This window comes from Streptomyces sp. NPDC028289, assembly GCF_055565975.1.
Genome location: NZ_JBVHTI010000006.1, coordinates 510,748 through 531,047 on the forward strand (window position 1 = coordinate 510,748; position 20,300 = coordinate 531,047).

Sequence of the window (20,300 nt, forward strand, 5' to 3'; positions counted from 1 at the left end):
AGCGACGAGGCCCACACCGCTGTCACCGTTCCCTCAGCCGGTGACCCGCTCGGGGCCGCCTCCGTGCTCGGCGAACACCCGGCTGAGCGGCCTGGTTCGAAGGCCATCCCGACTCATCGATAGATTGCGTCACCATGATGCGTGCTTGGATCCTGCCGATACTGTTCGTGCTGTGCGGCGCAGCCCTCGCGACCGGGCTGATCTCCAAGGGCAGCCCCGGCACAGCCGCAGCACTCCTGCTGATGTTCCTGGCGCTCGCCGGCGTGAACTCGCCCCTGGTCTTCCCGAGGTCGATCGGCGCCCTGGAGGCGCAACGCCGCAGCGCGGCCGACGGCCGGCCGGTCGTCTTCTGGCGGCCGGGCTGCACGTACTGCATGCGACTGCGTATCCGGCTGGGCCGCAGCGCCCGCCAGGCACACTGGGTCAACATCTGGCGAGACCCGGCGGGAGCCGCGGCCGTGCGGGCGGCCAACGACAGCAACGAGACCGTGCCGACCGTCGTCGTGGCGGGCCGGCCTCACACCAACCCCGATCCCGAGTGGGTGCGCGCACAGCTCGCCCCGTCCGTCTGACCGGAGACCGCGCAGTACGGTTCGCGGTCACCGGTTCACACGGAACCGAACGGCTTCGGCCACGACTCCAGCCTGTCGTACCCCACGAAGGTGAACCAGGCACTCAGCGCAGTGGGGCTGTGGGCCAGAGCGGTTCGGTCGCCCCTTCCTCGGCGGCGCGCAGGACGCGCAGGACGTTCCGGCCGGTCAGGGCCTCCAGTTCGGAGCGGGACCAGCCCCGGTCGGCGAGTTCGCGCAGCAGGACCGGATAGGCGGAGACGTCGGCGAGGCCGGTCGGCTGATGATCCACGCCGTCGTAGTCGCCCCCGAGACCGATGTGGTCCACCCCGGCCACCTCACGGGCGTGTTCCACGTGATCGGCGACCTGGGCGACCGTCACCTCGGGGCGCGGGTGGGTATCGAGCCAGGTCTTCAGCCGGTCGTCGGGCGCCGCGCCGAGAGCCTTCGCGTGCTCCTCGGCGACCTGCGCCGGATCCTCGCCGGGGCGGGGTGCGCGTGGCCAGCCCCAGGGCACGGCGGGCAGACCGAGGTGTGCGCGTTCCTCCTGGAGCGCCCGGCCCCAGGCCGCGACGTCGGCGGAGACGAAGTACGGCACGAAGGTCAGCTGGATCACGCCCCCGTTGCCGGGGAGCAGTTCCAGTACCCCGTCCGACACGTTGCGGGGGTGGTCGTTGAGGGCCCGTGCCGAGGAGTGGCTGAACAGGACCGGGGCGGTGGACGCGGCGAGGGCGGCGCGTTGCGTGGATTCGGCGACGTGCGAGAGGTCCACGAGGACGCCGGTGCGGTTCAGTTCCGCGACGATCGCGCGGCCGGTGTCGTTGAGACCGCCGACCACCGGCTTGTCGGTGGCCGAGTCGGCCCAGGAGGTGTTGTCGTTGTGCGTGAGGGTCACGTACCGGACACCGAGCCGGGCGTACGCGCGCAGCACGCCGGACGACTCGGCGAGGCTGTGCCCGCCCTCGACCCCGAGCAAGGAGGCGATGCGCCCCTCGGCGAACGCCTGCTCGACGTCGGCCGCCGTGTACGCGATCCGCAGGGTGCCGGGGTATCGGGCGGCGAGCCGGTAGACGGCGTCGATCTGCTCCAGCGTGGCCACCACGGCCTCGGCCTCGGGCAGCCTGGAGGAGACGTACACCGACCAGAACTGGGCGCCGACCCCGCCGGCGCGCAGCCGGGGCAGATCGGTGTGCAGCTCGGGGCGGCCGTCGTCGAGGCCTTCGACGCTGTAGCCGGCCCGCGCGCGCAGCGCCACCGGAAGATCGTTGTGCCCGTCGAAGACGGGTGTGCTGCGCAGTACTTCGTGGATCAGTGTGCCGTCGCTCATGAGCCGGCCACTCCTTCCTCCAGGGGGTGCCGGTGACGTCTCGCCTGCCGGACCGGGTCGGGCACGGGCAGGGCGGCGACAAGCCGGCGGGTGTAGTCGTCCTGCGGACTGCCGAGCACCTGGCGGGTGGGGCCCTCCTCGGCGATCCGCCCCCGGTGCAGAACCACCACCCGGTCGGCGACCTGTTCGACCACCGCCAGGTCGTGGCTGATGAACAGGGCCGCGAAGCCCAGTTCCCGCTGGAGCTCACCGAACAGATCGAGCACCCTGGCCTGCACGGACACGTCCAGCGCCGAGGTCGGCTCGTCCGCGATCAGCAGCCCCGGCCGCAGCGCGAGCGCCCGGGCGAGGCCGGCGCGCTGGCGCTGGCCTCCGCTGAGCTCGTGCGGGTAGCGGTCCGCGTAGGCGCGGGGGAGGTGCACCGCTTCGAGCAGTTGCTCGACCTGCGCCCGGATCTGCTTCGTGCCCAGCTCGCGCCGGTGCACCACGAGCGGTTCCGCGATGCTCGCGGCGATCGTCAGCAGGGGATCGAAGCTGGTGGCTGGGTCCTGGAAGACGTACCCGATCCGCCCGGCCGTCCCCGACTTCCGTCCGGACCGTGTCAACGGCTCCCCGAACAGCTCCAGCTGTCCGCCCGTCACCGCGGTCAGCCCGGCGACGGCCCGTCCGATCGTGGTCTTCCCGCTCCCGCTCTCGCCGACCAGCCCGAGCACCTCACCCGGCCCGATCTCGAAGCTGACCCCGTCCACGGCCCGGAAGCCCTTGCGCCCCAGCCGCCCCGGGTAGTCGACGACAAGCCGGGAGGCACGGACGGCCGGCTGTTCCGGCCCGCCCGGGGCAGCCGACGGCTGCGCACGCCCGCCGGTACCGAAGTCCGGTACGGCGGCGAGGAGTTCCCGGGTGTACGGGTGTGCCGCTGCGGCGAACAGATCGCGCACCGGCGCCTGTTCGACCACCTGCCCCGCGCGCATGACCGCCACCCGGTCGGCGAGGTCGGCGACGACACCCATGTTGTGGGTGATGAGCAGGACCGCGGTGCCGAAGTCGGTGCGGCAGCGGTGGAGCAGCTCCAGGATCTCCGCCTGGACCGTGACGTCCAGGGCGGTGGTCGGCTCGTCGGCGACGATGAGCCGGGTGCCCAGGGCAAGGGCCATGGCGATGACCGCGCGCTGCTTCTGACCCCCCGACAGCTGGTGCGGATAGTGGTCGACGCGGGTGGCCGGGTCGGGGATGCCGACCCGGTCGAGCCATTCCACGGCGAGCGCCCGCCGTCCGGCTCTGCTGCCACCGCGTTCGTGGGCACGCAGGCCCTCGGTCAGCTGCCAGCCGATGGTGAAGACGGGGTTGAGCGCGGTGGACGGCTCCTGGAACACCATCGCGGCATGCGTACCGCGCAGGGCGCGCAGCCGGGCCCGGGACGCGGTGAGCACGTCCTCCTCGGGCTCCGAGGTGCCGTCGCCGAGCAGGACCCGGCCGCGCACGGTCGCGGTGGCGGGCAGCAGACCGAGGACCGACCGGGCGGTGACGGTCTTGCCGCTGCCGCTCTCGCCGACCAGGGCCAGCACCTCTCCGGGGGCGACGGAGAGGCTGACCCCGCGGACGGCGGGTGCCGAGCCGGCATCGGTGGCGAAGTTGACGTACAGGTCCTCGATGCGCAGCAGGTCACTCATCGTCCCCGCCTCCGTCCCCGAGAGCGATGGACGAACCGGCGCGGTGCCGCAGCCGCGGGTCGGCCAGGTCGGTCAGGCCCTCGCCGAGCAGGGTGGTGCCCAGGACCGTGAGGACGATGCCCAGTCCGGGCGGGATCGCCGTCCACCAGATGCCCGAAGTGACGTCGGCGACCGCGCGGTTGAGGTCGTATCCCCACTCGGCGGCGGAGTTGGGCTCGATGCCGAAGCCGAGGAAGCCGAGGCCGGCGAGGGTGAGGATGGCCTCCGACGCGTTGATCGTGAAGATCAGCGGGAGCGTGCGCACCGAGTTGCGCAGTACGTGCCGGGTCATGATGCGCCACGGTCCGGTGCCGATCACCCGGGCCGCGTCGACGAACGGCTCGGCCTTCACCCGGATCACCTCGGCCCGTACGACCCGGAAGTACTGCGGTACGAAGGAGACCGCGACCGCGCAGGCGGCCGCGCCGAGGCCGCCGACGAGGCTCGACCGGCCCCCGCTGATCACGATCGACATGAGGATGGCGAGCAGCAGCGGCGGAAACGCGTACAGCGCGTCCGCGAGGCCCACCAGCAGCCGGTCCAGCCGGCCGCCGAGGTAGCCGGAGACCAGGCCGAGCACGGTGCCCGGCACCACCGACAGCAACAGCGCGCTCACGATGATCAGCAGCGCGGTGCGCGCGCCCCAGACCGTCCGGGACAGGACGTCGTACCCGGCGATGGTCGTGCCCAGGGGATGGGCGCCGCTCGGCTGCTGCTGGGAGCCGAACAGACCGTCGCCGTCGCGGAGTTGGGCGTAGCCGTGCGGGGCGAGCAACGGTCCCAGCAGGGCGGTGAGGACGAACAGCCCGGTCAGGACCAGGCCGGTGAGCAGCATGGCGCGCTGCACCCCCGCGCCCGTCCGCAGCCGCAGCGGCAGCCGTCGTACCGGAACCAGTGTCATGGCTCAGTACCTCACTCGTGGGTCGATCAGCGCGGCGACGACGTCGACGAGGAAGTTCGTCACCGCCACGACGACGGCGAACAGTGCCACGATGCCCTGCACGGCCGGGAAGTCACGGACCGTCAGGTAATGGGCGAGCTCGTAGCCGAGGCCCTTCCACTCGAAGGTGGTCTCGGTGAGGACGGCCCCGCCGAGCAGCCCGGCGACCTGGAGTCCCAGCACGGTGACGACGGGGATCAGCGCGGGCCGGGTGGCGTGCCGGGTGACCAGGCGCAGCGGGGCCACGCCCCGGGAGCGGGCGGCCTCGACGTACTCGGCGGAGAGCGTGCCGATCAGGTTCGTGCGCACCAGCCGGAGCAGCACGCCGGCCACGAGCAGGCCCAGGGCCAGCCCGGGCAGTACGGCGTGCCGGAGCACGTCCGTGATCGCCGTGCCGTCGCCGCTGCGCAGGGCGTCGATCAGGTAGACGCCGGTCGTGCTCGTCTGGCCCTGGAGGAAGAGCTGAACGCCGGTGCTCGCCCGGCCCGAGGCGGGCAGCCAGCCGAGCCAGATCGCGAAGACCAGCTTCAGCAGCAGGCCCACGAAGAACACGGGTGTGGCGTAGGTCAGGATCGCGAACAGCCGCAGGACCGCGTCGGGCGCCCGGTCGCGGTACGAGGCGGCGACCATGCCCAGCGGGACGCCGATGACCAGGGCCACCAGCAGCGCGTAGCAGGCGAGTTCGACGGTGGCCGCACCGTACGTGCCGAGGACGTGCGTCACCGGCTCGTTGTCGGTGACCGTGCGGCCGAAGTCGCCGGTGGCCAGCGAGCGCAGGTAGTCCAGGTACTGGGTGAGCAACGGCCGGTCGTAGCCCGCCTGGTGGAGCTTGGCCTGGAGCTGGTCCGGGGTGAGGCGGTCGCCGAAGGCGGCGGTGATCGGGTCGCCGGTCAGCCGCATCAGGAAGAAGACCAGACTGACCAGGATCAGCACGGTCGGGATGATGAGGAGGAAGCGGACCACCAGGTACCGGGCGAACCCGTACCCGGCGGCGCCGTCGGCCGGAGTGGCGACGGCGCCGGGGGGCTCCTGCGTCAGCGTGCTCACTTCTTCGAGAGCCCAGCCCAGCGGAACTGGTACGTCGCGTCCAGCTCGGCCGGCACCCCGCTGACGTCGCTGCGGGTGACGATGGCGGTGGACCCCTGGAGCAGCGGCAGCAACGGCACCTGCGCGGCTGCTCGGTCCTGCGCCTGCTTCAGCAGCTCGGTCCGCTTCGCCGCGTCCGTCTCGGTCTCCTCCTTCGTGATGAGCGCGCGCACGGTGGAGTCGTCGTAGCCGTTGGCGACCCAGCTGTTCGCCGAGTAGAAGGGCGAGAGGTAGTTGTCGGCGTCGAGGTAGTCGGCGTACCAGCCGAGCTGGTAGAGCGGGTAGAGGTGCTTGACGCGGTCCTTGCCGTACTGGGTCCACTCGGTGGACTGCAGGTTCACCTTGAACAGCCCGGTGGCCTCCAGCTGGGACTTGACCAGCGCGTACTCGTCGGCCGACGACGAGCCGTAGTGGTCGCTGTTGTACTGGAGACTGAGCGTCACCGGGGTGCTCACCTTCGCCGCCTTCAGCCGGGCCGCCGCGGCTGCCCTGCCGGGGCCGCCGTTCTTGTCGCCGTAGAGCGACTTGAAGGAGGGGGTGGCGCCGGTGAGGCCGTCCGGGACGGAGCTGTAGAGCGGCTGGTACGTGTCCTTGTAGACCTGCTGGGCGAGTTGGGACCGGTCGACGGAGTCCGCGACCGCCTGCCGAACGGCGAGCGCCTTGTTCGCGTCGGCGTTCTTGGTCTTGGTGCCGTAGGGCTGGGTGGCGAGGTCGAAGACGATGTAGCGGATGCCGTTGCCGGAGCCGGTGTGGACCTTGACCCCCTTCTGCTTGCCGAGGTCGTCCAGGTCGGCGGTGGTGAGCGTGCGGTAGACAGCGTCGATGGTGCCCTGCTGGACGTCGAGCTTCAGATTGCCGGCGTCCGTGTAGTACTTCAGCTGGACGTTCTTGGTCTTCGGCGTGCCCAGTTGCCCCTGGTATGCCGCGTTGGCGGTGAAGGACACCAGTGAGTTCTTGTCGTAGCTCCTGATGCCGTACGGCCCGTTCCACGGCTTGGCCGCGACGATCGACCTGTCGTCGTGGATCTTGTCGGCGGGGAACACCTGCTCGTCCACGATGTAGCCGGCGGCCGTGGAGAGCACCTGCGGGAACAGCGTGTCGTTGGCCGACTTGAGGGTGAAGACCACCGTGGTCGGGTCCGGGGCGGCGACCGAGGCGAGGTTGTACAGCAGCGACGACGGGCCGTTCTCGTCGGCGATCTTCAGGTCCCGGTCGAAGCTGAACTTGACGTCCGAGGAAGTGAGTTCGTGGCCGTTGGCGAACTTCAGACCCTTCTTGAGCGTGACCGTGTACTCCTTGGGCCCGGTCAGCCTGATGCCGGTGGCCAGGTCGGGGGAGACGTCCGCCGAACCGTTCTTCTGGCTGAGCAGGGTCGCGTAGACCTCGCTCTCGACGGTGCCGGAGCCCGCGTCCCACGCACCGGCCGGATCGAGGCTGGTGACCTGGTCGGTCGTACCGACGGTGATCGACGAACCGGAGCTCGCGGTGCTGCCGTCCTTGCTGCTGGTGCACCCGGTCAGGGCCACCAGGAACGCGATGCCGAGGAATGTCGCACCGAGGCCGGAGCGAAGGGGTCTGTACGGCGTCGGGCCGCTGTGGAGTGCCATCAGGTGTCTCTGCTTCCGCGTCGAGGGTGCGTGAACCAGCCCTGGCAAAGGGCTGTGCCACGGCGTGCAACATCACGTGGAAAAAAGGGGAGTTACACCGACGGGCGGTTGTGCTGCCGGCCGGCGGAGGGCGGGATCAGCCCTGACACAGACAGCTGGACACCAGCAGCAGGTCGACATGGAGACGGGAGCACAGCATCAGGGCTCTCGCCATGCCGTCCTCCCGGGTTCTGGCCCGCCTCGGGGCCGATGTGAGCGCACTTGCAGAAAGAAGAGATCCGCCGAGCCTTCACCTGGGGCACCCCACTGCGTCGAGGGTTGCCGTCCGGCCAGCCAGGGCTTGATCGCCGGAACTCGTAGCTCGCGCTCACCGTAGATCGGCTGTTCTGCCGGCGTCAACACCGCCCCGGAACGCCCGGACCCGGCGGAACGCATGGTGGACGCATCCATCCCGGGTGTGCTTTCATCCGGCCATGGAGACCACTGGCCCGGCACACACGGTGCTGCTCGACCCGTTCTGGGTGAGCCGCCGCGCCGACCAGTTCGACCAGGTCTGTTGCTGACCGCCGTCTCACGGCCCGCGACCGCGTTCCTCTCTTCCTGTCTGCTCTTCCCCGCCGCCCTCGACCAGCCCGTATCCCGGGCCGGGCCGTGAGGCACGGTCGGCCGTCGTCGCCGCGAAGGAACTCCCATGGCACAACTCACAGCCCTGCCCGTCATCGACATCTCCCGCTTCCGCGCCCCCGGTACGGACCGGGCCGCCTTTCTCGCCGAACTCCGGTCCGCGGCCCATGAGGTGGGCTTCTTCTACGTCACCGGGCACGGTGTCCCCGCAGCCCTCCGAGACGAGGCGCTGACCGCGGCACGCGCCTTCTTCGCCCTGCCCGAGCAGCAGCGGCTGGAGATCGAGAACCTCAACTCGCCCCAGTTCCGCGGCTATACGCGCACCGGGACCGAGTACACGGCGGGCAGCGCCGACTGGCGGGAGCAGATCGACATCGGCCCGGAGCGCGCGGCGCTGGACACCGGCCCGGACGACCCCGACTACCTGCGCCTGATCGGTCCGAACCAGTGGCCGTCCGCGCTGCCGGAGCTGAAGGACATCGTGCTGCGCTGGCAGGCGGAGGCGCTGCGGGTCAGCCGGGAGGTGCTGCGCGCCCTCGCCGCCGCGCTCGGACAGGACGAGGGCTACTTCGACCAGTGGTTCGACGACGAAGCGGCCGTCCACGTGAAGATCGTGCACTATCCGCCGCGCGTGGCCCAGGACGCCGACCAAGGGGTGGGCGCGCACAAGGACTACGGCTACCTGGCCCTGCTCCAGCAGGACGACGTCGGCGGACTCCAGGTGCAGCGGGAGGACGGCGGCTGGATCGACGTGGTGCCGGTGCCCGACGCCTTCGTGTTCAACATCGGCGAGATGCTGGAGATCGCCACCCAGGGCTATCTCAAAGCCACTCGGCATCGGGTCGTCAGCCCGCAGCCGGGCGTCGACCGCTACTCGATCCCCTTCTTCCTCGGCCCGCGCCTCGACGCGGTCGTCAAACCGCTGGAACTCCCGGCCGAACTGGCCGCGCTGAGCCGGGGCGTCACCGACGACCCGGACAACCCGCTGCTCGCGGCCTTCGGGGAGAACGCGGTTGTCGGCTGGCTCCGCTCGCATCCGCGGGTCGCCGAACGCTGGTGGTCCGACGTCCTCGCCAGGCAGAAGGGCGACCGATGAGCAGCGCGGACTGGGCCTTCGAGACCCGGCAGGTTCACGCCGGCGCGGTCCCCGACCCGGCCACCGGCGCTCGGGCCGTACCGATCCACGCGACCGCCGGTTATGTCTTCCGGGACACCGGGCACGCCGCCGCGGCCTTCGAACTGGCCGATCTCGCCACCCACGCCTACACCCGGCTGTCGAACCCGACCTCCGCGGTGGTGGAGGAGCGGATCGCCGCCCTGGAGGGCGGTGCGGCGGCGGTCGCCGTGGCCAGCGGCCAGGCCGCGACCAGCCTCGCCCTGCTCAACCTGGCCCGCGCGGGCGACCACATCGTCGCCTCGTCGTCCCTGTACGGCGGCACCCGCACCCTCCTCGAGCACACCTTCGCCGACTTCGGGATCGCCGTCACCTTCGTCGACGACCCGGACGACCTGGCCGCCTGGTACACGGCCGTACGGCCCACCACCAAGGCGTTCTTCGGCGAGGCCCTCGGCAACCCGCGCGGCAACGTCCTCGACACCGAGGCCGTCGCCCGCATCGCCCACGAGGCCGGTGTCCCCCTGGTCGTCGACAACACCGTCCTCACCCCCTACCTGCTGCGGCCCCTCGAACACGGCGCCGACATCGTCGTGCACTCCACCACCAAGTTCCTCTCCGGCCACGGCACCGGCATCGGCGGGGTCGTCGTGGACAGCGGGCGCTTCGACTTCGGCGCGGATCCCGGCCGGTGGCCCGGGCTGACCGGCCCCGACCCGACGTACAACGGCTTGTCCTTCTGGGACTCCTTCGCGGAGCTGGGGCTGGCCTACGTGCTGCGCCTGCGTACCCGGCTGGTGCGGGACCTCGGCCCGGCCGTCTCCCCCTTCAACAGCTTCCTGCTTCTTCAGGGACTGGAGACGCTCAGCCTGCGCATCGAACGGCACGTCTCCAACGCCCACGCGCTCGCCGCCTGGCTGGAGGACCAGCCCCAGGTGACGCGGGTGCACTACGCGGCCCTGCCCTCCAGCCCCTGGCAGACCCAGGCCAAGCGCTATCTGCCGCGCGGCGCCGGAGCGGTGCTCGCCTTCGAACTCGCGGGCGGTCTTGAGGCGGGCCGGCGTTTCGTCGAAGGGCTCCGGCTGTTCAGCCATCTCGCGAACATCGGCGACGTCCGCAGCCTCGTCATCCACCCCGCCTCCACCACCCACGCCCAGCTGGACCCCGCCCAGCAGGCCGCGGCCGGGGTCACCCCCGGCCTGGTGCGGCTTTCGGTCGGCATCGAAGGCGTCGACGACCTGATCGCCGACCTCGACGCAGGCCTGAGAGCAGCCGCCGTATGAACCCCACCGCACGCGCCCGAGGAGTCCGACCCGCCATGCGCCGCAGCACCGCCCTCCGCCTCGCCGCCACCGCGGTCCTCACCGGCCTGGCCGCGACCGCCTGCGGCACCGGTGCGGCCGGGGACCCCGCGAACGCCGGACAGACCAGCCAGGCGAACCAGCCCACCGCCATCGACACCGGCGCCACCGTCGACGTACGCCTCGTCCTCGAGCCGACCGGCCTCGACATCTCCGACACGGCGGGTGCGGCCCTCGACCAGATCCTGCTCGACAACATCTACCAGGGGCTGCTCACCCGCGACGAGACCAACAGGATCGAGCCGAGCCTGGCCACGTCCTACGCGCAGTCGTCGGACGGACTCACCTACACCTTCCACCTCGCGAAGAACGCCACCTTCCACGACGGGAGCAAGGTCACCGCGGCCGACGCGGTCTGGTCGTTGCAGCAGGTCACCGCAGCCGGTTCGAAGAACCCCGACGCGGCGGCGCTCGCCTCCGTCAAGAGCGTCTCGGCCACCGACGACCACACCGTCGTCGTCACGCTCAAGCACCGCGACACCGGCTTCACCTGGGGGCTGACGGAACGGGCCGGCATCGTCTTCAAGAAGGGCACCGACTTCTCCTCCCTCGCCGGGAAGGAGAACGGCACCGGGCCGTTCAAACTGCGCGACTGGAAGCGCGGCTCGTCGATCACCTTCGTCCGCGACGACGCCTACTGGGGGAAGAAGGCCAAGGTCGCCAAGGTCGTCTTCCACTACATCAAGGACGACAACGCGGCCAACAACGCCCAGCAGACCGGCCAGACCGACATCGAGACCGCCGCCGACGCCACCCTGCTCCAGCCCTTCTCCGACACGGGCGAGTACACGGTGCTGCGCGGCGACACCACCGACAAGTTCACCCTCGCGTTCAACAACGCCTCGGGACCGACGAAGGACGTGCGGGTACGGCGTGCCATCCGGCGGGCCATCGACAACGCCGGCCTCGTCAAGACCCTCGGCGGCGCCGCCAAGCTGGTTGGCGGACCCGTCCCGGCCACCGACCCCGGCTACGAGAACCTCACCGCCGTCGACGCCTACGACCCCGCGAGCGCCAGGAAGCTGCTCAAGCAGGCCGGTTATGGCAGCGGCCTCAAGCTCACCGTGCAGATACCCAACATCTACCCGACGGAGATCGGCGACTACCTGGCCTCCGAGCTGAAGCAGGTGGGCATTCAACTCACCGTCCGCCAGGTCGAGTTCCAGACCTGGCTCGACTCCGTCTACACCAAGCACGACTACCAGCTCAGCCTCGTCGACCACGCCGAGGCCCGCGACCTGAGCAACTTCGCCAACCCCGCCTACTACTTCGGCTACGACAACGCCGACGTCCAGAAGTGGTACGCCGCCGCCCAGACCGCCACCGGCGACGCCGACCGCGACGCCCTGCTCAAGAAGGCCGCCCGGCAGGTCTCCGAGGACGCCGCCGCCGACTGGCTGTACGTCAACCAGACCCTGACCGTCGTCCGCAGCGGCGTCACCGGCGTGCCGCGCAACTTCACCAGCAACCGCTACGACCTCGCGGACCTCGCCGTGGCGAAGAAGTGAGGCCCGCGTGACCCTGTACATGGTGCGCCGGGCCGCACTCCTCGCGGTGTCCCTGTTCGCCGCCAGCGTGCTGATCTTCCTGGTGCTGCGGCTGCTGCCCGGCGACGTCGCCCAGACCATCGGCGGCATCAAGGCCACCCCGGCCCAGGTCGCGGCCGTCCGCCACGACCTGGGCCTGGACCGGCCCCTGGTCGCCCAGTACGGCAGCTGGATCGGCGGTGTCGTCACCGGTGACTTCGGGCGGTCGGCCCTGGACGGGACATCCGTCTCCGGGCAGCTCGCCGAGAAGTTCGCCGTGACCGGGCCGCTCGCCGCGGGCGCCGTCGTCCTCGCACTCGCCTTCGCCGTCCCCCTGGGCATCCTCGCCGCCGTCCGCCGCGAGTCACGGCTCGGCAGCGCGGTCAACGCCCTCGGGCAGCTCGGCATCGCGCTGCCCACCCTGTGGGTCGGGCTGCTGCTCGTCGTCGTCCTCGCGGTCCAGGTCCGCTGGCTGCCCGCCCAGGGCTTCCCCGTCGACGGCTGGCACGAGCCGGGGCAGGCGCTGCGCAGCCTGGTCCTGCCCTGGCTGACGCTGGCCCTGTCCGAGGGCGCCGTCCTGCTCCGGTTCGTCCGCTCCGCCGTCCTCGACGTCCTGCACCAGGACTGGCTGCGCACCGCCCGCGCCAAGGGCCACACCCGCACCGGCGCACTGGTACGGCACGGGCTGCGCAACGCGGCCGTCCCGGTGGTGTCGGTGCTCGGTCTGCAGATCGCCGCTCTGATCGCGGGCGCGGTCGTCGTGGAGCAGGTCTTCGTGCTGCCCGGTGTCGGCCAGATGCTGATCACGGACGTCGGCAACCGCGACCTGGACAAGGTGCAGGGCGAGGTCCTGCTGCTCACCGGCGCCGTCCTCGTCATCGGCTTCCTGGTGGACCTCGCGCACCGGCTGATCGACCCGAGACTGCGGAGCGCGGTATGAGGATCCCCGTCGTCGCCCGCGCGCTGCTGCGCAGCCGCAGCGGTCTCGCCGGGACCGTCCTCGTCGGCGTCCTCGTCCTGTCCGCGCTGGTCTCCCTCGTGTGGACGCCGTACGACCCGACCCTCGCGCGTCCGCAGGACGGCTGGCTGCTGCCGTTCTCCGGCGGGCACGTCCTCGGCACCGACCGGCTGGGCCGCGACGAGCTGAGCCGGCTGCTGGCCGGCGCCCGCGCCACCCTGCTCACCGCCGTCCTCGCGGCCGCCGTCGCCGCCGTCGTGGGGCTCGCCCTGGCGCTGACGGCGGTGCTGGTGCCACGCTGGATCGGCGCCGCCGTCGTCCAGCTCACAGACGTGCTGATCGCCTTCCCTGTGCTGCTGATCGCGATGATCCTCACCGCGGTGTACGGCGGTTCCACCTGGACCGTGGTCGGCGCCGTCGGCATCGGAACGGGCGTCAACCTCGCCCGTGTCGCCCGCGCCGAGGCCGGGCGCGTGCTGAACACCGACTACGTGCTCGCCGCCCACGCCGCCGGCTCCGGCACCTGGCGGACGGTCCGCAAGCACCTGCTGCCGAACATCGCACCCACCCTCGTGGTGCAGCTCTCGCTCGTGCTCTCCGTGGCGGTGCTCGCCGAGGCGGCCCTGTCGTTCCTCGGGTTCGGGGCACCGGCGCCCGCGGTCTCCTGGGGGCGCATGCTGCACGAGCAGCAGCAGTACATCGCCGCCCGCCCCCTGCTCGTCATCTGGCCCGGGCTCGCCGTCGCCGCCTCCGTCCTCGGGTTCAACCTGCTCGGGGACGGGCTGCGCGAGGCCGCCGACGCACGCCTGCGGGGCCGGGAGGCGGCGTCATGAGCCTGCTGACGGTCAGCGACCTGAGCGTGCGGATCGGCGGTGCCACCGTCGTCGACGAGGTCGGCTTCGAGCTCGCCCCCGGGGAACGGCTCGCACTGATCGGCGAGTCCGGTTCCGGCAAGTCGCTCACCGCTCTCGCGGTGCTGGGCCTGCTGCCCGACGGCGCCCGGGCCACCGGAAGCGTCCGCTTCGGCGAACAGGAACTGCTCGGCCTCGGCGACCGCGCCCTGTCACGCCTGCGCGGCGAGCGCATGGCCATGGTCTTCCAGGAGCCCATGAGCGCGCTCAACCCCCTGATGCGCATCGGCAGACAGCTCTCCGAGCCGCTGCGCCTGCACCGGGGCCTGAACCGGCGCCGGGCCGCGGCCGCCGCCGTGGAACTCGCCGCGCAGGTGGGCCTGCCGGACCCGGAACTCGTCGTCCGCTCCTGGCCCCACCAGCTCTCCGGTGGCCAGCGTCAGCGCGTCGGCCTCGCCATGGCCCTCGCCACCCGCCCGGCGCTGCTGATCGCCGACGAACCCACCACCGCCCTCGACGTCACCGTCCAGGCCGACATGCTCGCCCTGCTGGACGAACTCGTTCGTGAACACGGCACCGCACTGCTGTTCATCAGCCACGACCTCGCCGTCGTAGCCCAGTTGTGCCCGCGGGCCGCCGTGCTCAAGGACGGCCGGATCGTCGAGGCGGGCGCCACCGACACCCTCGTACGGCGCCCGCAACACCCGTACACCCAGCGGCTGGTGGCGGCCGCCCGCGCCACCGGATCGGAGGAGGTCACCCGATGACCGAGCTGCTGAAAGGCACCGGCCTCAGCCGCAGCTTCCGGCTGCCGCGCACCTCGCTGCTCGCCCCGGCCGTCCACCGCCACGCCGTCCAGGACGTGTCACTCGAGCTGCGCGAGGGGCACAGCCTCGGCATCGTGGGGGAGTCCGGCTCCGGCAAGTCGACCCTGGCCCGGCTGCTGCTCGCCCTGGACCGGCCCGACTCCGGGACCGTGCACTACCGGGGGCGCGAGGTGAAGCCGGGCCGGCTGCCCTGGTTCCGGCGCGAGGTGCAGGTCGTGCTCCAGGACCCGATGGGCTCGCTCGACCCGCGCGCCACCGTCCGCGCCATCGTCGCCGAGCCGCTGGAGTGCCTGCGGCTGCCCGGCGACCACGACGACCGGGTGGACGAACTGCTGCGCGCGGTCGGCCTGGACCCGTCCGTGCGCGGCCGGTATCCGCACGAGTTCTCCGGCGGCCAGCGGCAACGCATCGCCCTCGCAAGGGCGTTGGCCCCCGGCCCGAAGGTCCTCGTCGGCGACGAACCCCTCAGCGCCCTCGACGTGTCGGTGCGCGCGCAGATCCTCGCCCTCCTCGACGACCTCGCCGAGGCCTACGGACTGACCCTGCTGCTCGTCTCGCACGACATCGGCGTCGTACGGCGGCTCTGTACCGACGTGCTGGTGATGAAGGACGGCCGAGCCGTCGAACAGGGACCGGCCGCCACCGTGCTGGCCGAGCCCCGCCACCCGTACACACGCCGCCTGCTGGCCGCCGTACCCCGGCTGCCCGCATGACCGGGAGGACCGCATGACCTCGCACTCCGCACGCCGCCTCACCCTGGGAGCCCTCGTGCACGGCTCCGGCGGCCACATCGCCGGCTGGCGGCACCCCGACGCCCGCCCCGACGGACAGCTCGACTTCGCCTTCCACGCCGACCTTGCCCGGACCCTCGAACGCGGCCGGTTCGACGCCCTGTTCGTCGCCGACGTCGTCGCCGTCTGGGGACACCAGCTGGACTCCCTGTCCCGCACCGGCCGCGCCGAGCACTTCGAACCGCTGACCCTGCTGGCCGCGCTGTCCCTGGTGACCGAGCACATCGGCCTGGCGGCGACGGCGACCACGACCTACAACCACCCCTTCCACATCGCCCGGAAGTTCGCCTCCCTGGACCACATATCAGGCGGCCGCGCGGCCTGGAACGTGGTCACCTCCGTCGTACCCCTGGAGGCCGCGAACTTCGGCTACGACAGCCACCTCGAACACGAGCTGCGCTACCGGCGCGCCGACGAGTTCGTGCAGGTCGTCAAGGCGCTCTGGGACAGCTACGACGACGAGGCGGTCGTACGGGACAAGGAGGGCGGCCGCTACTACGACCCGGCCGGACTGCACACCCCCCACCACCGCGGCGAGCACTTCGCGGTCCGCGGCCCGCTGAACATCTCCCGGCCGCCGCAGGGCCATCCGGTGGTGTTCCAGGCCGGATCATCCGAGACCGGACGGGAGTTCGCGGCCCGGCACGGCGAGGTGCTCTTCACGACCCAGCACGAACTGGCCGCCGCCCAGGCCTTCTACGCCGACATCAAGGCGCGCGCGGCCGCCCACGGGCGAGCCCCCGCCCACGTCCTGGTCTGGCCGGGCCTCACCCCGCTCGTCGCGCCCACCGAGACCGAGGCCCGGCGGCGCCTCGCCGAACTTCAGGACCTCATCCACGACGACGTCGCCCGCCGCCTCGTCCAGGACAACATCGGCGACGTCGACCTGACCGGCCGCCCGGTGGACGGCCCGCTGCCCGACATCCCCGGGACCAACCGCAGCAAGTCGCGCCGCGAGCTGCTGCTGAAGCTCGCGCACGACGAGAAGCTGACGATACGTCAGCTGGCCCACCGGTTCGCCGCGGGGGCGGCGGTGGCCGGCACGCCGGAGCAGATCGCCGACCACATCGAGACCTGGTTCCGCGCCTACGCCGCCGACGGCTTCAACGTCTCCTTCCCCTACCTGCCCGGCCCCGCCGAGGACTTCGTCGACCAGGTCGTGCCCCTGCTCCAGCAGCGCGGGCTGCTCCGCACCGAGTACGAGGGCAGCACCCTGCGCGAGAACCTCGGACTGCCGAGGCCCGCGGCCCGTGACCGACGCCTCCAGGAGACGGGACGATGAGCCGCCGCACCGGCCGAAGCCGGGGCGATCAGCTCCATCTGAACGCCTTCCTCAAGCCGCCGGGGGAGTACCTGGCCGCCTGGCGGCACCCGGACACCGCCGCCGACGCCGGGGTGAACATCCGGGAGGTCCTCACCTTCGCCCGGACCGCCGAACGGGCCGCCTTCGACGCGGTGTTCCTCGCCGACCTCGTCGGCGTGCCGTTCGCGAGCGAGGACGTGCTCAGCCGGGTCAGCGTGGTCAACGACTCCTTCGAACCGACCACCCTGCTCGCCGCGCTCGCCGCCGGCACCTCCCGGATCGGCCTCATCGCCACCGCCTCGACCAGCTACAACGAGCCCTACCACGTGGCCCGCGCCTTCGCCTCCCTCGACCACATCTCCGGCGGCCGGGCCGGCTGGAACGTGGTGACCTCCCTCAACGACGGAGAGGCCCAGAACTTCGGCCTCGACAGCCACCTCGACCACGCCACCCGGTACGAGCGCGCCGAGGAGTTCCACGACGTCGTCACCGGGCTGTGGGACTCCTTCGAGGACGACGCCTTCCGCCACGACCAGGCCGACGGCATCTACTTCGACCCGGCCAAGCTGCACGCCCTGAACCACGAGGGCAAGCACCTCAAGGTCGCCGGCCCCCTCAACATCGCCCGGCCCCCGCAGGGGCACCCGGTCCTCGTGCAGGCGGGCGCCTCCGAGGCGGGCAAGACCCTCGCCGCCCGCGTCGCCGACGTGATCTTCTCGGGCATCAAGGACCTCGGCCGGGCCCAGGAGTTCTACGCCGAGATCAAGGACCGCGCCGCCGCCCACGGCCGCGACCCCGACCACCTCAAGGTCCTCCCGGCGCTGTCCGTCATCACCGCGCCGACCGAGTCCGAGGCACGCGAGAAACACGCCCGCCTCATCGAACTCCTGCCCCCGCAGGTGGCGTTGGCCGACCTCTCGTACTGGCTCGGCGGCTTCGACCTCAGCCCCTACCCCCTGGACGGACCGCTTCCCGAACTCCCGGTCTCCAACCAGTCGCAGACCGCGCAGCAGCAGATCTACGAGGACGCCCGCCGCGACAACCTCACCATCCGCGATCTCGTCCGCCGGGTCGCGGACGACGACCGGACGATCACCGGTACCCCGGAACGGATCGCCGACCACATCGAGGAGTGGTTCCAGGGGCGTGCCGCCGACGGCTTCAACGTGGTCTTCCCCTATCTGCCGGGCACGCTGGACGACTTCGCCGACCTGGTCGTCCCCGAACTGCGCCGCCGCGGCCTGTTCCGTACCGCGTACACGGGCACCACGCTCCGCGACCACCTCGGGCTGCCCCGGCCGCCCAGGACCTCCTGACCACGCACCCGCACCCGCCGGAGAAGAAGGAGAACGTCATGACCACCGTCGCCCACCTCGACATCCGCAAGGCAGGCTCACGCTTCGGCGCCGAGATCGCCGGCGTCGACCTCACCGCGCCCGTCGACGACACCACCGCCGAGGAACTGCGCCGGGCCTTCCGCGAGCACAAGGTCCTCGTGTTCCGCGGCCAGCACCTCACCCCCGATCAGCAGGTGGCCGCCGTCAGCGTCTTCGCGCGGCCCTTCGACCACCCGACCGCCGTGAAGCACCCGGCCAACCCGCTGGTCTACCCGTACAACGTCAAGCAGACCGGCAAGGCCAGCACCTGGCACATCGGCGGCCTGTGGCGCGATCCCGTCTTCGCGATCGAGTCCCTGACCTACGAGGTGGTGCCCGAGCTGGGCGGACACACCCTGTGGGCGGACCTCCAGGCCGCGTACGACGACCTGTCCGAACCCTTCAAGGTGCTGCTGGAATCGGTCGGCGCCCTCTACGACGGCAACGCGGAGAACTACGCGCAGGGCAGCAGGAAGAACGCTCCCGGCGAACCCGTCGAGCACCCGGTCGTCCTCACCCACCCGGTCACCGGACGCAAGGGCCTCTTCATCAGCAGCTCGGCCAAGCAGCTCACCGGAGTGACCCCGGCCGAGAGCAAGGTGCTGCTCGACCATCTGCTCCGGCACGCCTCCTCGCCCGACTACACGATCCGGTTCGGCTGGAAGCCCGGCGACTTCGTCCTCTGGGACAACCGGGCCACCTGGCACTACGCGGTCGACGACTACGGCGACGGCGAGCGCGTCTACCGCAAGGTCCTCGGCGTGGAGCCGGACGCGGGCGTCACCCAGCGGTCCGCCTGAATGCTCCCGGGAGAAGACCGCGCCGCCCGGCGGGTACTGCTGGTGTGCATGGCCGCCGGGGCAACCACTTTGCTGGACCAGGCAGTTCTCAACATCGCCGTCCCGAGCATGCGGCACTCGCTCGGGGCCGGCGCGGCGGACGTCCAGTGGATCGTGGCCGGCTACTCCCTGACCTTCGGGCTGGCCCTGGTGCCCGGGGGCAGCCTCGGCGACCTCCATGGACGCAAGCGGTTCTTCCTCGCCGGCGTGGCCGTATTCCTCCTCGCGGGGGTGGCGGCCGCGACCGGCGGCGGGCCGGGGACCGTGATCGCGGCGCGGCTGGTGCAGGGCGCCGCCGCGGGGCTCGTCAACTCCCAGGTGATCGGCACCATCCAGGACGTGTTCCACGGGCTCGACCGCGGCCGGGCGCTCGGCCTCTACGCGGTGACGGGCGGCGTCGCCGCGGCCCTCGGCCCACCGCTCGGCGGCGTGCTGGTCGCCGGGCTCGGCCCCGAGGCCGGCTGGCGGTACTGCCTGCTGCTGAGCGCACCGTGCGCGGTGATCACCCTGGCCCTCGCGGCCCGCTGGCTGCCACCGCCCCGGCGCACCGCCCGCGACTCCCGGCTGGACGTCCTCGGCCTCACCCTGGCCTGCGGATGCACACTGACGCTGATGATGCCGTTCATCCGCACACCGGACAGCGGGGGACAGGCACTCCTGTGGGCGGCCGGCGTGGCCGTCCTGGCCTGCGCGTTCACCGCGCACCAGCGCCTGCGGGTCCGCAGCGGCCGGGTGCCGCTGGTCCATCGGGCGCTCGCGTCGTCGAGGCCGTACATGCTGGGCACGGCCGTGGCCATGGCCCAGTTCGGTTCCTCGATCGCCGCGTCCCTGGTGCTCACCGTCTTCCTCCAGGACGGGCTCGGCCTGTCCGCTCTCCTCACGGCGGCGATCTCGCTGCCCTCGGCGATCGCGATGGGCGTCTCCTCGGCACTGGCCTGGCGGCTGGTGCGGCGGATCGGACCGCGTACGGTGAACATCGGCCTGGCGCTGGGCGTCTGCGCCGCCGTGGGCGGGGCGGTGGCCGCGCTCCTCGCGCCCTCCGGCGCCCTGCCGGCCCTCCTCGCCGTGACCCAACTGCTGTCGGGCGCGGCCGGCGGGCTCTCCGTCTCGCCCAACCAGACCCAGGTCCTTCAGCACGCGCCGGCCGAGGCCGCCGGTGTGGGCGGTGGCATCCTGCAGATGGCCCAGCGGATCGCGGCGGCGGTCTGCGTCAGCGCAGTGTCGGCGGTGTATCTGCACTCCTCCGCCTCCGGCTCGTCCGGGGGCAGCGGTCCACGCGCCGCGTACGCGTTCGCCTCCTGCGTCTGCGCCGGGCTGCTCGCCGCCGCGCTGGTGCTGTCGCGACTGCGCGGGGCCGCCCCCGCACCCCGTTCACCGAGACCCGAGCCCGCGGTGCTGAGGAGTCCCCGAGGCGACCGGCACCACGACGACCGCAGCCCGCAAGAACGGTAGGAGACACGCAAGTCCCCGATCCACACCCTGCTGATCAACC

17 protein-coding genes and 1 riboswitch are annotated in these 20,300 nt (G+C 71.8%); of the genes, 12 read left to right on the forward strand and 5 right to left on the reverse strand.

What is annotated here, in order from left to right; genetic code table 11:
* Positions 1–134 precede the first annotated feature (134 nt).
* A complete protein-coding gene (locus ACZ4UV_RS31585) occupies positions 135–572 on the forward strand; it encodes a glutaredoxin domain-containing protein (protein ID WP_451017943.1) in 438 nt (145 codons plus the stop codon).
* A 103-nt stretch (positions 573–675) separates the two neighbouring features.
* Here the strand turns inward: ACZ4UV_RS31585 and ACZ4UV_RS31590 are convergent, their stop codons facing one another.
* Genes ACZ4UV_RS31590 through ACZ4UV_RS31610 form a run of 5 tightly spaced genes read right to left on the reverse strand, consistent with a single transcriptional unit; the run spans position 676 to position 7,238 of the window.
* Positions 676–1,896: a dipeptidase gene (locus ACZ4UV_RS31590; protein ID WP_451017942.1), complete on the reverse strand. Its 1,221-nt coding sequence runs from the start codon at positions 1,894–1,896 to the stop codon at positions 676–678.
* Entirely contained in the window at positions 1,893–3,566 is a 1,674-nt protein-coding gene (locus tag ACZ4UV_RS31595; protein ID WP_467842444.1) for a dipeptide ABC transporter ATP-binding protein, read from the reverse strand. The genes ACZ4UV_RS31590 and ACZ4UV_RS31595 overlap by 4 nt, the downstream gene beginning before the upstream one ends.
* Positions 3,559–4,506: an ABC transporter permease gene (locus ACZ4UV_RS31600; protein WP_467842446.1), complete on the reverse strand. Its 948-nt coding sequence runs from the start codon at positions 4,504–4,506 to the stop codon at positions 3,559–3,561. The genes ACZ4UV_RS31595 and ACZ4UV_RS31600 overlap by 8 nt, the downstream gene beginning before the upstream one ends.
* A gap of 3 nt (positions 4,507–4,509) precedes the next feature.
* Positions 4,510–5,592 carry an ABC transporter permease gene (locus ACZ4UV_RS31605; RefSeq protein WP_451017939.1) on the reverse strand — a complete coding sequence of 361 codons (1,083 nt, stop codon included), beginning with the start codon at positions 5,590–5,592 and terminating at the stop codon, positions 4,510–4,512.
* A complete protein-coding gene (locus ACZ4UV_RS31610) occupies positions 5,589–7,238 on the reverse strand; it encodes an ABC transporter substrate-binding protein (protein ID WP_451017938.1) in 1,650 nt (549 codons plus the stop codon). Before ACZ4UV_RS31610 ends, ACZ4UV_RS31605 begins: the two co-directional genes overlap by 4 nt.
* A 252-nt stretch (positions 7,239–7,490) precedes the next feature.
* Positions 7,491–7,600, reverse strand: a riboswitch (SAM riboswitch).
* 329 nt (positions 7,601–7,929) lie between these two features.
* Here ACZ4UV_RS31610 and ACZ4UV_RS31615 point away from each other — a divergent pair.
* Genes ACZ4UV_RS31615 through ACZ4UV_RS31665 form a run of 11 tightly spaced genes read left to right on the forward strand, consistent with a single transcriptional unit; the run spans position 7,930 to position 20,260 of the window.
* Positions 7,930–8,958, forward strand: coding sequence for an isopenicillin N synthase family dioxygenase (locus tag ACZ4UV_RS31615; RefSeq protein ID WP_451017937.1), 1,029 nt, complete (start codon positions 7,930–7,932; stop codon positions 8,956–8,958).
* Complete coding sequence (locus ACZ4UV_RS31620; protein ID WP_451017936.1) at positions 8,955–10,259, forward strand: O-acetylhomoserine aminocarboxypropyltransferase/cysteine synthase family protein; 1,305 nt, start codon at positions 8,955–8,957, stop codon at positions 10,257–10,259. The genes ACZ4UV_RS31615 and ACZ4UV_RS31620 overlap by 4 nt, the downstream gene beginning before the upstream one ends.
* A gap of 35 nt (positions 10,260–10,294) precedes the next feature.
* On the forward strand, positions 10,295–11,845 hold the full coding sequence (locus ACZ4UV_RS31625; RefSeq protein WP_467842450.1) for an ABC transporter substrate-binding protein: 1,551 nt from the start codon (positions 10,295–10,297) through the stop codon (positions 11,843–11,845).
* Positions 11,846–11,852: 7 nt separating this feature from the next.
* A complete protein-coding gene (locus ACZ4UV_RS31630; protein ID WP_467842453.1) occupies positions 11,853–12,803 on the forward strand; it encodes an ABC transporter permease in 951 nt (316 codons plus the stop codon).
* Entirely contained in the window at positions 12,800–13,654 is an 855-nt protein-coding gene (locus ACZ4UV_RS31635; protein ID WP_467842455.1) for an ABC transporter permease, read from the forward strand. Before ACZ4UV_RS31630 ends, ACZ4UV_RS31635 begins: the two co-directional genes overlap by 4 nt.
* A complete protein-coding gene (locus tag ACZ4UV_RS31640; protein ID WP_451017932.1) occupies positions 13,651–14,439 on the forward strand; it encodes an ATP-binding cassette domain-containing protein in 789 nt (262 codons plus the stop codon). The genes ACZ4UV_RS31635 and ACZ4UV_RS31640 overlap by 4 nt, the downstream gene beginning before the upstream one ends.
* Positions 14,436–15,212, forward strand: coding sequence for an ATP-binding cassette domain-containing protein (locus ACZ4UV_RS31645; RefSeq protein WP_451017931.1), 777 nt, complete (start codon positions 14,436–14,438; stop codon positions 15,210–15,212). The genes ACZ4UV_RS31640 and ACZ4UV_RS31645 overlap by 4 nt, the downstream gene beginning before the upstream one ends.
* A gap of 13 nt (positions 15,213–15,225) precedes the next feature.
* Positions 15,226–16,572 (forward strand): LLM class flavin-dependent oxidoreductase, encoded by a 1,347-nt coding sequence (locus ACZ4UV_RS31650; protein WP_451017930.1) that lies wholly within the window; start codon positions 15,226–15,228, stop codon positions 16,570–16,572.
* Positions 16,569–17,909 (forward strand): LLM class flavin-dependent oxidoreductase, encoded by a 1,341-nt coding sequence (locus tag ACZ4UV_RS31655; protein ID WP_451017929.1) that lies wholly within the window; start codon positions 16,569–16,571, stop codon positions 17,907–17,909. Before ACZ4UV_RS31650 ends, ACZ4UV_RS31655 begins: the two co-directional genes overlap by 4 nt.
* A gap of 38 nt (positions 17,910–17,947) precedes the next feature.
* The gene (locus ACZ4UV_RS31660) at positions 17,948–18,769 is read left to right on the forward strand and encodes a TauD/TfdA dioxygenase family protein (protein ID WP_467842461.1); all 822 of its coding nucleotides are present in this window, start codon (positions 17,948–17,950) and stop codon (positions 18,767–18,769) included.
* A complete protein-coding gene (locus ACZ4UV_RS31665; protein ID WP_467842463.1) occupies positions 18,770–20,260 on the forward strand; it encodes an MFS transporter in 1,491 nt (496 codons plus the stop codon). It begins immediately after the preceding gene.
* Positions 20,261–20,300: the final 40 nt, after the last annotated feature.

Bases quoted from the DNA above. Each gene is read 5' to 3' on its own strand.
- ACZ4UV_RS31650 (WP_451017930.1), top strand. From the start codon at position 15,226: ATGACCTCGCACTCCGCACGCCGCCTCACCCTGGGAGCCCTCGTGCAC.
- ACZ4UV_RS31620 (WP_451017936.1), top strand. From the start codon at position 8,955: ATGAGCAGCGCGGACTGGGCCTTCGAGACCCGGCAGGTTCACGCCGGC.
- ACZ4UV_RS31610 (WP_451017938.1), bottom strand. From the start codon at position 7,238: ATGGCACTCCACAGCGGCCCGACGCCGTACAGACCCCTTCGCTCCGGC.
- ACZ4UV_RS31655 (WP_451017929.1), top strand. From the start codon at position 16,569: ATGAGCCGCCGCACCGGCCGAAGCCGGGGCGATCAGCTCCATCTGAAC.
- ACZ4UV_RS31595 (WP_467842444.1), bottom strand. From the start codon at position 3,566: ATGAGTGACCTGCTGCGCATCGAGGACCTGTACGTCAACTTCGCCACC.
- ACZ4UV_RS31585 (WP_451017943.1), top strand. From the start codon at position 135: ATGATGCGTGCTTGGATCCTGCCGATACTGTTCGTGCTGTGCGGCGCA.
- ACZ4UV_RS31600 (WP_467842446.1), bottom strand. From the start codon at position 4,506: ATGACACTGGTTCCGGTACGACGGCTGCCGCTGCGGCTGCGGACGGGC.
- ACZ4UV_RS31590 (WP_451017942.1), bottom strand. From the start codon at position 1,896: ATGAGCGACGGCACACTGATCCACGAAGTACTGCGCAGCACACCCGTC.
- ACZ4UV_RS31625 (WP_467842450.1), top strand. From the start codon at position 10,295: ATGCGCCGCAGCACCGCCCTCCGCCTCGCCGCCACCGCGGTCCTCACC.
- ACZ4UV_RS31645 (WP_451017931.1), top strand. From the start codon at position 14,436: ATGACCGAGCTGCTGAAAGGCACCGGCCTCAGCCGCAGCTTCCGGCTG.
- ACZ4UV_RS31665 (WP_467842463.1), top strand. From the start codon at position 18,770: ATGCTCCCGGGAGAAGACCGCGCCGCCCGGCGGGTACTGCTGGTGTGC.
- ACZ4UV_RS31640 (WP_451017932.1), top strand. From the start codon at position 13,651: ATGAGCCTGCTGACGGTCAGCGACCTGAGCGTGCGGATCGGCGGTGCC.
- ACZ4UV_RS31660 (WP_467842461.1), top strand. From the start codon at position 17,948: ATGACCACCGTCGCCCACCTCGACATCCGCAAGGCAGGCTCACGCTTC.
- ACZ4UV_RS31615 (WP_451017937.1), top strand. From the start codon at position 7,930: ATGGCACAACTCACAGCCCTGCCCGTCATCGACATCTCCCGCTTCCGC.
- ACZ4UV_RS31635 (WP_467842455.1), top strand. From the start codon at position 12,800: ATGAGGATCCCCGTCGTCGCCCGCGCGCTGCTGCGCAGCCGCAGCGGT.